Origin of the sequence: Flavobacterium columnare NBRC 100251 = ATCC 23463 (genome assembly GCF_002530675.1) — a bacterium.
Lineage (GTDB): Bacteria > Bacteroidota > Bacteroidia > Flavobacteriales > Flavobacteriaceae > Flavobacterium > Flavobacterium columnare.
In genome coordinates, this window is the sequence record NZ_PCMX01000050.1 from 1 (window position 1) to 13,859 (window position 13,859).

Genomic DNA, 13,859 nt, shown 5'->3' on the forward strand with positions numbered 1-13,859 from the left:
ATTAGCTCGTACTTTTCTGTTTGAGGTTACTAAATTTACAAATATTATTTTAAAAATTATGAATAAAATGAAAGGGGTTTTTATTGTATTTATAGTATTGCAACTGCTTGTGTTGAGTTGTAAAAAAGAAGAAGAACTTGAGGAGGCTAATTTTATACATCAGGAAAAAAAATCCGATTTTTTATTGCCAGAATCTAAAAAAGGACAGGTAATAGATCATAACTACTATTCTTTATCTTATAGAGAAGAGCATGAACAGGCAGAATGGGTAGCGTATTGGTTAAATCGGAAAGATGTTGTGTCTATACATCGTAAAAGGCCTTATTTTATAAATGATCCGATGATTGTAAGTAGATCAGCTAGTTGGAAAAATTATATTCGTTCTGGATATGATCGAGGTCATTTGTGTCCTGCGGGAGATAGGCGATTTTCGAAGCAAGCTTTTGAAGAAACATTCTATACCTCTAATGTTACTCCTCAAAAAAAGGATTTTAATGCAGGAATATGGAATCGCTTAGAACAAAAGGTACGATATTGGGCAAAGAAATATAATGAATTGTATGTGGTTACAGGAGGTGTTTTATCTCAAAAATTAAATCATATCGGAAAAGAAAATGTTACAGTACCAAATTATTTTTATAAAATAGTATTAAATAAGCGAGGAGATACCTATCATGGAATTGCTTTTTTACTACCACACGAGGATTCAGATCGTCCGCTTTATGAATTTGTTGTGTCAATAGATAAAATAGAACAATTAACAGAAATTGATTTCTTTCCAAAACTGCCTGATGAGATAGAAAATAGATTAGAAAGAAATCAAAGTTATAGAGAGTGGCGTTTTTAAAAAACTACCACTCATTTACTTTATTAGCATCCATTTTTAAAAAGACAAAGAGTAAAATGGTAAAAGCCCATAAGCTAGATCCTCCATACGAAAGAAAGGGTAGTGGAACTCCAATGGTTGGAAAAATACCAATAACCATAGCTATATTTACAAAATAATGTGTAAATAAAATAGAAGCTACTCCATATCCATAAATTCGACTAAATTTAGTGCGTTGATTTTCTGCTAAATATAAAATACGAAGCAATAATCCAGCAAATAATAAAACGACTATGGTTGAACCTATAAAGCCCCATTCTTCTCCAACAGTAGTAAAAATATAGTCCGTATGTTGTTCGGGAACAAAGTTTCCCTTGGTTTGAGTGCCTTCTAACCAGCCTTTTCCTAACAGTCCACCTGATCCAATAGCTATTTCAGACTGATTGGTGTTGTAACCTATTCCTGCTAAATCAACTTCTTTTCCTAAAAGGATGTTAAAACGATCTCTGTGATGTTGTTGGAACACATTTTCAAAAACATAATTTACAGAAATACTAAAGCCTGACATTAGTAGAAAAACAATCGAACTAGCAACAATATTTCTTTTTACTGGTTTTGATTTGTAAAAATGCAGGATTACACCTGTTAAAGCAATAAGTACTACATATTGTGGTTTTAATAATAAAGACATGATAAAAAGAACAATAGCTCCTACGCCAGTCCATAGATACCAAGAAGGTAATCCTTCTCGATTGAGTACGAAAATCATGGTAATGAATATGAGCGCACTACCTGCATCTGGTTGAAGCATAATGAGGCCTACAGGTATAAAAAGGATAGAAAGACCTAATAACTGATGGTTGAAATTTTTTAGATTAATTTGACTATCGCTTAAAAATTTTGCCAGAGCTAAAGCAGTTGTTGATTTAGCAAATTCGGAAGGTTGTAAAGTAAAAGATCCAATAGCATACCAGCATCTTTGTCCTGCTATGGTTTTACCAGCAACAAACAATCCTATTAAGGTTAGTAGCGAAATTCCGTAAAGAACACTCGAAAAACGTTCGTAAAATTTAGCTTCAATAGATAATACAACTATAATTACTAAAATAGTAAAAGATATAAAAATTAATTGTTTACCATAATTTTGCGTAATATCAAAAATGTAATTTGAATCAGGAGTTACATCAGCCGAATAGATGTTAGCCCATCCTATTAATACCAATAGGATATAAATTAATACTGTAATCCAGTCGATGTTTTTTCCAACACTTTGATGTCTCATTAATTTGTTTTTGTAACAGAGTTAGTAGTTTTTTCTAATGAATCTAGTTTTTGTTTTGCTTTGATTCTGTTTAAGGAATCTTTACGTAACCTAATTCTATACATGGAATCAATATATTTTCTAGTAAATTTGTTATATTGATGCTGAAGGCTTCTGTTGATGATGTTTTCTTCTCTAAATTTGTTAGTAATCTTTCCTTTTAGATATTTTTCAATCATAAGAGAAGTAATGGGGCCTGCAATGGTAGCTCCATAACCGCCATTTTCAACAAAAACGGCCATGGCTATTTTAGGGTTGTTTTTAGGAGCAAAAGCTACAAATATAGAATGGTCTTCTAATTGGACTTTTTTTCCGTTTATTCGTGCAAAATTTTCTGCGGTACCTGTTTTTCCACATATTTCAATACCTTCCACGCCTAAAAAATAAGCGGTACCTGTTTTAAATACTTCTGCCAAGCCTTCAATTACTGGAGGAAAGTGTTTTTTATTTATGGTAGTGGTGTGTTTGGTTCTAAATTTAGCGTCAATTGGTTGACCTTTTATTCTCTTAATGATATGAGGTGTGTAGTAATAGCCTTTATTAGCAATCGTTGCCATCATGTTGGCTAGTTGAATAGGAGTCATGAGTATTTCACCTTGTCCGATAGAGTTAGATACAATCATGGTCGATTTTAAACGACCGTTGGGGTAGTAACGTTCGTATGTTTTAGCGGTAGGAATATTGCCTTTTCTTCCCGTAGGTAAATCATATCCCATAAATTGGCCTAATCCAAAACTTCTTAAATGATCGCTCCAATAATCTACGCCTTTGGAAGCATTAGGAAACATACCAAGTGTTCTTAGATAGGTCGTTCCAAAGTAGGAATTGCATGATTTAGCTATCCCCATGTGTAACTTTCGCATACCTCCTCCGCAGTGACAACGCATAAATCGTCGACCGTAACTGAATCCGTGATGGCATCCTACAGCTGTTTCTGTGTTTATCGCGCCAGATTGAAGTCCAACTAGGGCTGTTAGGATTTTAAAAGGAGATCCTGGTGGATACTCAGCTAATAAACTTCTGTCGTACAAAGGTTTTGCTAAAGAATCATTGTACAATTTAGTGTAGTTTTTTGAACGCTGACGACCTACTAAAATAGCGGGGTCGTAAGTAGGAGCTGTAACTAAGCATAGTATTTCGCCTGTTTTAGGTTCAATAGCAATAATTCCTCCTCTTTTGTTTTTCATTAATAACTCACCATATTCCTGTAGTTTGGAATCAATGGTTAAGGTGATGTCTTTACCTTGAATGGCAATTGTGTCGTATTTGCCTTCTTTATAAAGACCAATTTCGCGGTTAAAACGATCGCGTTGAATATGTTTTACTCCTTTTTGACCTCGAAGTATTTCCTCATACATTTCTTCTACTCCTTGTTTGCCGAGTAAGTCACCGCTTTTATAATAAGGATTTTTAGTGATTGTGGCTTCATTAGCTTGTGTGATAAAGCCAAAAATATTAGCTCCATGATGAAATTGATAATCTCTTAAGGAGCGTTTTTGAATATAAAACCCATCAAATTTGCGTTCTTTTTCTTGAAAAGCAGCATACTCCATTTTATTTAATTGTCCCATAAATACAGAGGGGAGAAGAGGAGAATAAACTACCGCTTTTTCTAAACGTTTTAGAAAGTCTTTTTTAGTAATGTTTAATAGTTTGCAAAACTCGACTGTATCTAGTTTTTTTACTTCTCTGGGAACAACCATAATGTCATAAGAGGGTTGGTTGGCTACCAGTAAGTTGCCATTACGGTCATATATATATCCTCGTTCAGGATAATCGTATTTTATTTTAATAGAGATGTTTTCTGACTTTAGTTTTAGTTCATCATCTATTACTTGTAAATAAAAAAGCCTTGCTATGATTAGGATAGCAGAAACTATAATCATACCAGGTAAAAGAAGCTTTCTCATTTTTTAACGTTTGCTAGGCTTAAATAAATAAATAAATATAATGCTTACTATTAATGTAAATAGGGAAGCAAAAAGGGTACGGATTAGAGCATCTAACATAAACACGAATTTAAAAAATTCAAGTGTAAAAAGTACAAGATGATGCGTTATGATAGAAATTAGAATAAAAGTAAACCGTTCCGGAGATAATCGGTCGTTTATTCGTATTGTTTGATATTCGTAACTTAAACCGAATGCAAATTTAAAAAAGCTGGGTCTTAAATATGCTAATATTAAACAGGCAGTGGCATGAATACCTCCGGAATTATCAAAATAATCTATAGAAAGACCTAATAAAAAACTACTTACCAATAATCCCGCTTGATTCGTGTTGACAGGGTATAAAAGTATGAATAGAATGTATGGAAAGGGATTTATAAAGCCAAATAGGTTTATTTTGTTTAAAATAATTACTTGAACCGCAATTAGCAGGATAAAGCGAACGATATTTGATATAAGAGTACTATTCATCTTTTTTTACTGTTTCGGCTTCGAGTTTGTTGATTTCGGCGGCGTTTTTGTTTTTGATTATATACACATGATTTAAATTTGTCATATCAGTGAATAAACGAACATCTAGTGTGTAATAATTAGTTTCAGTATCCATGTAGATACGATCAATAATTCCTACAGGTATGTTTTCAGGAAAAATAGTTGAACGCCCACCAGTTACAATTGTATCTCCCTTTTTAACGCTTGCCAATCGAGGGATTTCAATGAGTTGAGCGTAGCCAGCATTTTTTGCTTTCCAGATCAAAGAACCAAAATGATTTGTCCTTTTGACTTTGGCATTTATTTTAGATTTTAAATTTAATATGCTTATTACCGTTGAATAGTTGGGAGATGTTTTTTCGATAACACCTACAATCCCTTCACTACTAATTACTCCCATGTCTGGTTTTATACCTTTGATTGAGCCAGAACTAATTGTTAGATAATTTTCTGTTTTGTTGTATGAATTATTAACAACTCTAGATTGTATAACTTCGAGTTTGTCGTAACCTTTGATAGAATCTTTTGGTAGGATTGTAACACTATCTTTTTTATTAAAAAGTAGTTTTCTTAAAAAAGCATTTTCCTTTGCTAATTTGTTATTCTGATCTTGTAAGCTAAAATAGGTTTCTACTTCATTTACTTTTTCGTACACACTTCCTGTAACTGCATTGGCGGAATTTACCATTTGACTTCTATGGTAAGAATGTGATTGAATGGTAAGTGTTAACGAAAATACCAAAAGCAGCAAAAACAGCAACCGAGTGCTGTTTTTTATAATGAAATTTAGAATTTGCTGCATCGTAAAATAATAGTAAAGGTTGTTATACTATGTTGTGTTTGAAAAGCATTTATTTGATTAAAATGCTACGGAATCGGTTTAAATTTTTAAGCGTCATACCAGTTCCTCTAACGACAGCTCTTAACGGATCTTCTGCGATAAAAACAGGTAAATCCGTTTTTTGAGAAATTCGTTTGTCTAGCCCTCTTAGCATAGAGCCTCCCCCAGCTAAATAAATACCTGTATTGTATATATCTGCAGCCAATTCAGGAGGTGTTTGTGATAAAGTTTCCATGATGGCATCCTCAATACGCTGAATAGATTTGTCTAAAGCTTTAGCTATTTCGCGATATGATACTTCTACTTGTTTAGGTTTACCTGTTAATAGATCACGGCCTTGAACAGACATATCATCAGGTGGTGAGTCTAAATTTTCTATAGCTGCTCCTATTTCAATTTTTATTTTTTCGGCTGTGGTTTCTCCTACAAATAAATTATGTTGTGTACGCATGTAATAAATGATGTCGTTTGTAAATACATCACCAGCAATTTTAACTGATTTATCACAAACAATACCTCCCAATGCAATTACAGCAATTTCAGTTGTACCACCACCTATATCTACAATCATGTTGCCTTTGGGTTGCATGATGTCTAAGCCAATACCTATAGCGGCCGCCATTGGTTCATGAATTAAATATACTTCTTTACCATTTACACGTTCTGCGGATTCTTTTACTGCACGCATCTCTACTTCGGTTATTCCTGACGGGATACAAATTACCATGCGTAGAGCAGGAGTAAACAATTTTTTTTGTAGAGCAGGAATGCTTCTTATGAGCATTTTTATCATTTGCTCAGAAGCGTCAAAATCTGCAATAACACCGTCTTTTAACGGACGGATTGTTTTTATATTTTCGTGAGTTTTCCCTTGCATCATATTAGCTTCTTTTCCCACGGCAATAATTTTGCCAGATATGCGGTCACGTGCTACTATGGAAGGGCTATCGATAACAACTTTGTCGTTGTGTATAATTAACGTGTTTGCGGTACCAAGGTCAATTGCAATGTCCTCAGTCATAAAATCAAAAAATCCCATATTTCCTTTTGAGGGTTACTTAGTTTTATAGAATATACTAAGTTGCAAAAGTATGAAAATATTTTGGTTTATACGAAAATAAAAATTGCGTTAAAAATTTTTTTAACGCAATTTTTATTTTTAGTTGGAGAACTGCTTGCTTAATAATCGGGATAAGTATTTTGCGGTGCTAATTCTGTCATTTTTAAAGGTTTCTTTTCCTTTTTCCCAGTTAGCAGGACATACTTCTCCTGTTTCTTGTATACTTGTGTACCCCTCTATAAGTCGCATGAATTCTAATACATTTCTACCTAGAGACATATTATTTAAGCTTTGGTGGAATACAATGCCGTTTTCATTAATTAAATACGTAGCTCTATAACTTATATTGTCATTAATGGTTATTTCGTGGTTGTTTTCTGTGGTTTTCTTTCCATCTAATATGCCTAATATATTAGAAAGATTTCTGTTTGAATCAGAGATTAACGGATAGGTAATTCCTTTAATTCCACCTTCAGTAGCATCTGTTTGTAGCCACGCATCATGTGTTTCTACTGTGTCGCATGATGCTCCGAACAATAGTACGTTTCTTTCTTCAAGTTCTTTGGATATTTCTTGAAAAGCAAATAACTCAGTAGGGCATACGTATGTGAAATCCTTCGGGTAGAAAAAAAGTAATATTTTTTTGTTTTCTTTTTTTGCTAATTCGAATAGATTTACTTCTGAAACACCTTTGTTTTTTTGAATTGTTTTTACAGAAATACTAGGGAATTCTTTGTCAATTAATATCATATTTATCTGGTTTTAATATTTAAAAAAGTACATGTTGTTTTTTATTATAAGTGTTTTTATTTTTAATTTATCCTGTTATGTGTAAATATATTTACCACTAGATGGTAGCGTTTATTATGTTTTGGAACTTAATAAAGGGGAGTGAAAATTATTTGTTTTTACTACTTATCGCTTTTCTAAGTCTGTTATTCTTTTGTTTTGTTCTTCAATCTTCCTGTTTTGTTCAATAGAATAAAGTGTTAACTCTTCAATTTTTTGAAGAAGTTTTATTTGAAACTCGCCTATATTTACTCCTTCTTGTTGCATTTGTTTTGCAGAGGCTATTTCGGGAAGGTGTTTTTTTGTTTTAATATGTTTTTCTACGTCTTCTAATTTGGGGAGATTGTAATTTTCCTCAAATACAAAGTCTGCTGTAGGGGTAGTGGTTACCTTTATTTCTTTTGCTTCAAGTCTGCCTTGTAAGGCAGTGTCTCCGTTGTTTCGTATTATTGCGCTTTTACCTATTCTTGTTCCTCCTTCAAAATCGCTCATGTAATTAACCCATAATTCATCATTATTTCCATGTACCAAAGCTCTTTGATCTAATATTTTACCTTGGTCCTGACCATCACTCATTCCTAATTTTAAATCAGCTCCTCCTATAGATGTGTTTCCATAAACTTCAAATTTATTATCTGATGATTTGCCACCAATTCCTACATTACCATTTTCACCTATTAGTAAAGCATCTATATATTTGTGTGGTATTGTTTCGTTGTGTACTCTAAAGAAATACCCTCCGCCATAGTGTTTTTCATTTGAATTGTCAGAAATGATATTGTCATTTGCATCATGACCAATTTTTATATGTGTATGATTGGATGACTGATTGTCAAAAATAGTATTTCCATTAACCTCAAGTTTTTGAGAAGGAGTTAGCGTTCCAATTCCGGTATTTCCTGAAGTAGGAAAGATGTTTTGAGCGTTTGTATTGTTGAAGATGAATATTATAAAAAAAAGGACTGTCAACTTTTTCATTATGGTGTTTTTGTTTTGATGGTTTATTTTACTGAATGAGTACTTTGTTTTTCTTTATTTGACCTAGATTCTATACAATTATACGATTTGAGTGTTTTTAGTTACAATAGTTTGTTATTGTTTGGAATTTTTCCTCTTTTTTAAGGATTTTTTTGCGATTTTTAAGTTATACAAACGGATATTAGAATTTTGATACTAATATATCTGTATGTTTAGAAATTCGTTAGGCAATTTCTGTTATAAAAATCATTTGAGGTATTTAAGGGCGTTGCAAAAATAAGTTATGTAGATAAAATAATTGGTATTTATAACAAGATATATTGTTAGTGAAAAGTTAAAAATGTTATTTTAGAAAAACCCTTGTTAATTTAAATTAACAAGGGTAGGAGTTTGGTTTAAAAATTACTTTTAATGTTTAAAATGTCTCGTGCCTGTAAAGACCATGGACATTTTGTTTTCATTGCAGTATGTTATGCTTAATTCATCTTTTATTGATCCGCCTGGTTGGATTACCGATGTAATACCTGATTTATGGGCAATTTCAACACAGTCAGGAAAAGGAAAGAACGCATCACTTGCCATCACGGCACCTTGTAAATTAAAATTAAATGATTTTGCTTTTTCTATTGCTTGACGTAAAGCATCTACACGAGAAGTTTGTCCTGTGCCTGAAGCGTATAATTGTTTATTTTTAGCTAAAACAATCGTATTTGATTTGGTGTGTTTGCAAATTTTTGAAGCAAATAATAAGTCTTCTATTTCTTTTTCTGTAGGAATAGATGTTGTTACAGTTTTTAAAATTTCTTTAGAATCGGTTATTAAATCTTTTTCTTGAACCAAAGTACCATTCAAGCAAGTTCTTACATTAGTTTTGGGTAAATCAATAGGATTTTGGATTAATATGATTCTGTTTTTCTTTTCTTTTAGTATTTCTATTGCCTCATTGTCGTAAGCAGGAGCTATGATTACTTCGCAGAATAGTTTATTGATTTCGTTTGCAGTTGCTACGTCAATTGTGTTGTTGGCTATTAGAACGCCTCCAAAAGCAGAGGTAGGGTCGCCAGCCAAAGCATCTAAATAAGCTTCTTTCATAGTTGTACGAGTAGCTATACCACAAGCATTATTGTGTTTTAAGATGGCAAATGTAGGGGCATCATTTTTAAATTCACCCATTAGATTTACTGCAGCATCAATATCTAATAAATTGTTATATGACAATTCTTTGCCATTTAATTTGTGAAACATCTTGTTTAAGTCGCCAAAGAAAAATCCTTTTTGGTGAGGGTTTTCTCCATAACGAAGAACTTCTCCTTTAATTTCGCTGATTTTTAAAATAGGTTCTTCGAGATTTTTGTTGAAGTAATTAAAAATAGCGGAATCATAATGAGAAGAAACATTAAAAGCTTTAATGGCAAATTTTTTGCGTTGTTCTAAAGTGGTTGCTCCGTTTTGATTACTAATAAGTTCTAATAATAAATTGTATTCGTTAACAGAAGGGATGATAACCGTGTCTTTAAAATTTTTAGCCCCTGCTCTTATTAAAGAAATTCCGCCAATATCTATTTTTTCAATTATTTCGTTTTCATTAGCTCCTGACGCAACGGTTTTTTCAAAAGGATAAAGATCTACTATGACTAAGTCAATTTGAGGAATTGCATACTCTTGCATTTGTGCTAGATCATTTTCGTTGTCTTGACGGTTTAAGATCCCTCCAAAAATTTTAGGATGTAAAGTTTTAACACGGCCTCCTAAGATTGAAGGGTAGTCGGTAACTCCTTCTACAGGCACGACAGGTACTCCTAACTTTAAGATAAATTCTTCAGTTCCTCCTGTAGAGTAAATTGTAACATTTTGTTCGTGTAATTTTTTTACAATAGGTTCAAGACCCGTCTTGTCGAACACTGAAATCAATGCCGATTGAATTGTTTTAGTAGTATTCATTGTGTTGTTGTTATTAAAGGGCAAAAGTAGTTTTTTTTAAGAGCTATTCAAAATAAGATTTTAGAATTGTAACAAAAGAGAATAACTTAGTACCAATAAATAAAAACGTTATGATCATATACCTACGATTGCTTCAAGAGAGCTTTAGTTTTGCTATGAATGCGTTGCATAATAATAAATTAAGAACATTGCTTTCTTTGTTAGGCGTTACTATTGGGATTTTCTCTATTATAGCTATTTTGTCAGCTGTAGATTCATTGGATCGGAAAATTAAAAAGGATGTAGGGAGTTTAGATAATAGTGCGGTGTACTTGTTTAAATATTCTTTTTCACCTACGGATGTTCCTGATTGGAAAATAGAGCAATTCCCTAAAGTAACCTATGATGAATATCGTTATTTAAAAGATAATACCTCTAAAATAGAAGTGCTTTGTTATCAGTATTTTACAAATAGAGAAACGGTGAAGTTTGAGGATAAATTAATGAGTAATGTAGGAATTGTACCTTGTACTTATGAGTATATAGATATTAATAAATTAGATTTTTTGGAAGGACGTTTTTTTAATGAACAAGAATCTAATTCGAGTACCGGTGGTGTGGTTATTGGCGCTGAAATAGCACAAACACTTTTTAATGGTATGTCAGCGGTAGGGAAAGAAATTAGAATATACGGACAACGTTTTAAAGTGTTTGGGGTCTTAAAAAAAGTTGGGAATCGCATGATTAATTTTGGAGAAAACCCAGATGGGAGTGTATATCTTAATTTGAATAAAGTTCGTACCCTTTATGGTGATAATAATGAAAAATTTATGCCTGTTGTGATTATTAAACCTCTTGAAGGGATAAGTCAAGCAGAAGTGAAAAGTGAAATTGTTCAAAAAATGAGAACTTATAGAGGGTTAAGTTATGGGCAAATTAATAATTTCTTTTTGAATTTTATAAAAGGAGCAACCGATATGTTGGATGGATTAATTTCGCAGATGAATTTAATTGGTTGGATTATAGCTGGTTTTTCGTTACTAGTGGGTGGTTTTGGTATTGCCAATATTATGTTTGTATCGGTAAAAGAGCGTACCAATTTAATAGGGATACAGAAATCATTGGGGGCTAAAAATCATTTTATTTTGTTGCAATTTTTGTTTGAAGCAATTGTTTTATGTTTAATTGGCGGTGTGATAGGTATCGTATTCGTTTGGTTAGTTGCTTTAGGGCTGACACAAGTGTTAGACTTTGATTTTGTTCTGAGTTTTTCAAATATTCTATTTGGGACATTTTTAGCTATTATTATTGGTTTAGTAGCGGGTATATTACCTGCTATTTCGGCTTCAAAATTAGATCCTGTAGAGGCAATAAGAAGCGGGATGTAGTTTTTTAAATTCTTTTATTAGGTTTGTTTTTATCTCTAAATCCTGTTTTTATATTGAATTTAATGATTTTAAAATATGTTGTCGAGGGTTAAATAACCGTAATTTTAATATGTTTGAAAGAGGATAAGTGTTTTTCTAAAAGAGTGGTAGTTTAAAAAATACTTCGTCCGATTCTACTGTTAGAGCGATTCGAACGAAGTAAATACAGGCGAAGATCATAATGTTGATAATGAACCTTCTTTTGATTATTGAAAAAGAGGCACGTTAAATGGTAAGTGCTTTTCAGAGAGCCTCTTTTAATTATCTTACTTCTTGATTTAAAATTAGATCAATGTAAAGATTTATTTTGTTTTTAAGATCTTTTCTATGTGAAATAAAATCTAGGAAACCATGGTCTAGTACAAATTCAGATGTTTGGAATCCTTCAGGTAAATCCTTGCCTGTAGTGTCTCGTACTACACGAGGACCAGCAAAACCTATTAAAGCTCCAGGTTCAGCTATGTTAATATCTCCTAACATGGCGTATGATGCGGTGGTTCCTCCCGTTGTAGGGTCTGTACATAATGAAATGTAAGGGATTTTTGCGTCTGCCAATTGAGCTAATTTAGCAGATGTTTTAGCTAATTGCATAAGTGAATAAGCGGCTTCCATCATGCGAGCTCCTCCTGATTTTGAAATCATGACAAAAGGAATTTTGTTTTTGATAGCATGATCAATACCACGTGCAATTTTTTCGCCTACAACAGCTCCCATAGATCCACCAATAAAGGCAAAGTCCATACAACAAACTACAAGGTCTTTTCCTTTTGATTTTCCTACCCCTGTGCGTACAGCATCTTTTAGTTGTGTTTTTTTGATGGTATCAACCAAACGATCAGAATATTTTTTAGAATCAACAAAATTTAAAGGGTCTTTAGCTGTCATATTAGCATCTAACTCAGTAAATTGATTGTCATCAAATAGTATCTGAAAGTATTCAGCACTTCCTATGCGTACGTGAAAATCATCTTCGGGGCTTACCCATAAGTTTCTGGCTAATTCATCAGCGTCTACAATTTTTCCTGTAGGTGATTTGTACCATAAACCTTTAGGTACGTCCATTTTTGCCTCAGTAGGAGTCGTAATTCCTTTTTCTTTTCTTTTAAACCAAGCCATAGTTAGTTATGAGTTTAAAGTTATAAGTTTGAATTGTTGGTTTAATTCATAACTTATAACTGATAATTAAAGAGTATTTATGTTATTTAAGTCGGCAAAAGCCTGTTCTAATCTTTTATTGAAAGTTATTTCGCCTTCACGAACCCATTTGCGAGGATCGTAGTGCTTTTTGTTTGGTGCCTCAGTACCTTCTGGATTGCCAATTTGGGTTCTTAAATAGTCTATTTTAGAAATTACATAGTCACGTATTCCTTCAGTGAATGCAAATTGTAAATCGGTATCGATATTCATTTTAATTACCCCATAAGAAATAGCTTCTCTTATTTCTTCAAGTGTAGAACCTGATCCTCCATGAAAAACAAAGTCTACAGGGTTATGTCCTGTATTGAATTTGTTTTGAACGTATTCTTGTGAGTTTTTAAGGATTTTTGGAGTTAATTTTACATTTCCAGGTTTATATACACCATGCACATTTCCAAAAGCAGCAGCAATTGTAAATCGAGGTGAGATTTTCATTAATTCTTCATACGCATAAGCTACTTCTTCTGGTTGAGTGTAAAGTTTTGAACTATCTACATGTGAATTGTCTACGCCATCTTCTTCACCACCTGTAATCCCTAATTCTATTTCAAGAGTCATGCCCATTTTACTCATTCTAGCTAAATACTCTTTGCATATTTCGATATTTTCTTCTAATGGTTCTTCTGATAAGTCAATCATGTGTGAAGAAAACAAAGGTTTGCCTGTTTCTGCAAAATGTTTTTCAGATGCATCTAATAAGCCGTCAATCCAAGGTAATAAATTTTTAGCGCAATGGTCCGTGTGTAATATGACAGTTGCTCCGTAAGCTTCCGCCAGAGTGTGGATGTGTTTTGCTCCAGCTACGGCTCCTAAAATAGCAGCTCGTTGCCCCTCATTAGAAAGTCCTTTTCCTGCATTATACGCAGCACCACCATTAGAAAATTGAATAATTACAGGAGCTTTTAATTTAGCAGCAGTTTCAATAGTTCCATTAATAGTACTAGAACCTACCACGTTTACTGCTGGTAACGCAAATCCTTTTTCTTTTGCATAATTAAAAATTTCTTGAACTTGATCACCGGTTGCTACACCTGATTTTATGTTGTGTGTCATTATGTT

Annotated in this window: 12 protein-coding genes; 2 read left to right on the top strand and 10 right to left on the bottom strand. The window is 32.9% G+C overall.

The window, feature by feature from the left end; all coding sequences use genetic code 11:
* Positions 1–847 (top strand): DNA/RNA non-specific endonuclease (locus B0A78_RS07475; RefSeq protein ID WP_317044836.1); only part of this gene is annotated, 847 nt, incomplete at its 5' end.
* A gap of 4 nt (positions 848–851) precedes the next feature.
* On the opposite strand, the gene rodA is transcribed toward B0A78_RS07475, so the two are convergent.
* The 8 genes from rodA to purH all read right to left on the bottom strand — a co-directional run bounded on the left by rodA (position 852) and on the right by purH (position 10,197).
* The gene (rodA, locus tag B0A78_RS07480) at positions 852–2,108 is read right to left on the bottom strand and encodes a rod shape-determining protein RodA (RefSeq protein ID WP_014164951.1); all 1,257 of its coding nucleotides are present in this window, start codon (positions 2,106–2,108) and stop codon (positions 852–854) included.
* Positions 2,108–4,057, bottom strand: coding sequence for a penicillin-binding protein 2 (gene mrdA, locus B0A78_RS07485; RefSeq protein WP_014164950.1), 1,950 nt, complete (start codon positions 4,055–4,057; stop codon positions 2,108–2,110). Before mrdA ends, rodA begins: the two co-directional genes overlap by 1 nt.
* Positions 4,058–4,060: 3 nt before the next feature.
* Positions 4,061–4,567: a rod shape-determining protein MreD gene (locus B0A78_RS07490; protein ID WP_077225636.1), complete on the bottom strand. Its 507-nt coding sequence runs from the start codon at positions 4,565–4,567 to the stop codon at positions 4,061–4,063.
* Positions 4,560–5,390 (bottom strand): rod shape-determining protein MreC, encoded by an 831-nt coding sequence (gene mreC, locus B0A78_RS07495; protein ID WP_041253186.1) that lies wholly within the window; start codon positions 5,388–5,390, stop codon positions 4,560–4,562. The genes B0A78_RS07490 and mreC overlap by 8 nt, the downstream gene beginning before the upstream one ends.
* A gap of 49 nt (positions 5,391–5,439) precedes the next feature.
* Positions 5,440–6,468 (bottom strand): rod shape-determining protein, encoded by a 1,029-nt coding sequence (locus B0A78_RS07500; RefSeq protein WP_014164948.1) that lies wholly within the window; start codon positions 6,466–6,468, stop codon positions 5,440–5,442.
* Between the two features lie 120 nt (positions 6,469–6,588).
* A complete protein-coding gene (locus B0A78_RS07505; RefSeq protein ID WP_014164947.1) occupies positions 6,589–7,239 on the bottom strand; it encodes a peroxiredoxin in 651 nt (216 codons plus the stop codon).
* Positions 7,240–7,404: 165 nt separating this feature from the next.
* Complete coding sequence (locus tag B0A78_RS14845; protein WP_065212992.1) at positions 7,405–8,256, bottom strand: hypothetical protein; 852 nt, start codon at positions 8,254–8,256, stop codon at positions 7,405–7,407.
* 408 nt (positions 8,257–8,664) lie between these two features.
* Entirely contained in the window at positions 8,665–10,197 is a 1,533-nt protein-coding gene (gene purH, locus B0A78_RS07515; RefSeq protein WP_065212993.1) for a bifunctional phosphoribosylaminoimidazolecarboxamide formyltransferase/IMP cyclohydrolase, read from the bottom strand.
* 110 nt (positions 10,198–10,307) lie between these two features.
* Between purH and B0A78_RS07520 the strand changes: the two genes are divergently transcribed.
* The gene (locus B0A78_RS07520; RefSeq protein WP_041253185.1) at positions 10,308–11,564 is read left to right on the top strand and encodes an ABC transporter permease; all 1,257 of its coding nucleotides are present in this window, start codon (positions 10,308–10,310) and stop codon (positions 11,562–11,564) included.
* A gap of 300 nt (positions 11,565–11,864) precedes the next feature.
* On the opposite strand, the gene accD is transcribed toward B0A78_RS07520, so the two are convergent.
* Both accD and fbaA read right to left on the bottom strand, forming a co-directional pair.
* Entirely contained in the window at positions 11,865–12,719 is an 855-nt protein-coding gene (gene accD, locus B0A78_RS07525) for an acetyl-CoA carboxylase, carboxyltransferase subunit beta (RefSeq protein ID WP_014164943.1), read from the bottom strand.
* A 66-nt stretch (positions 12,720–12,785) separates the two neighbouring features.
* On the bottom strand, positions 12,786–13,853 hold the full coding sequence (gene fbaA / locus B0A78_RS07530; RefSeq protein WP_014164942.1) for a class II fructose-bisphosphate aldolase: 1,068 nt from the start codon (positions 13,851–13,853) through the stop codon (positions 12,786–12,788).
* Positions 13,854–13,859 lie beyond the last annotated feature (6 nt).

Bases quoted from the DNA above. Each gene is read 5' to 3' on its own strand.
- B0A78_RS07500 (WP_014164948.1), bottom strand. From the start codon at position 6,468: ATGGGATTTTTTGATTTTATGACTGAGGACATTGCAATTGACCTTGGT.
- rodA (WP_014164951.1), bottom strand. From the start codon at position 2,108: ATGAGACATCAAAGTGTTGGAAAAAACATCGACTGGATTACAGTATTA.
- mreC (WP_041253186.1), bottom strand. From the start codon at position 5,390: ATGCAGCAAATTCTAAATTTCATTATAAAAAACAGCACTCGGTTGCTG.
- purH (WP_065212993.1), bottom strand. From the start codon at position 10,197: ATGAATACTACTAAAACAATTCAATCGGCATTGATTTCAGTGTTCGAC.
- fbaA (WP_014164942.1), bottom strand. From the start codon at position 13,853: ATGACACACAACATAAAATCAGGTGTAGCAACCGGTGATCAAGTTCAA.
- B0A78_RS07490 (WP_077225636.1), bottom strand. From the start codon at position 4,567: ATGAATAGTACTCTTATATCAAATATCGTTCGCTTTATCCTGCTAATT.
- B0A78_RS14845 (WP_065212992.1), bottom strand. From the start codon at position 8,256: ATGAAAAAGTTGACAGTCCTTTTTTTTATAATATTCATCTTCAACAAT.
- accD (WP_014164943.1), bottom strand. From the start codon at position 12,719: ATGGCTTGGTTTAAAAGAAAAGAAAAAGGAATTACGACTCCTACTGAG.
- B0A78_RS07520 (WP_041253185.1), top strand. From the start codon at position 10,308: ATGATCATATACCTACGATTGCTTCAAGAGAGCTTTAGTTTTGCTATG.
- B0A78_RS07505 (WP_014164947.1), bottom strand. From the start codon at position 7,239: ATGATATTAATTGACAAAGAATTCCCTAGTATTTCTGTAAAAACAATT.
- mrdA (WP_014164950.1), bottom strand. From the start codon at position 4,057: ATGAGAAAGCTTCTTTTACCTGGTATGATTATAGTTTCTGCTATCCTA.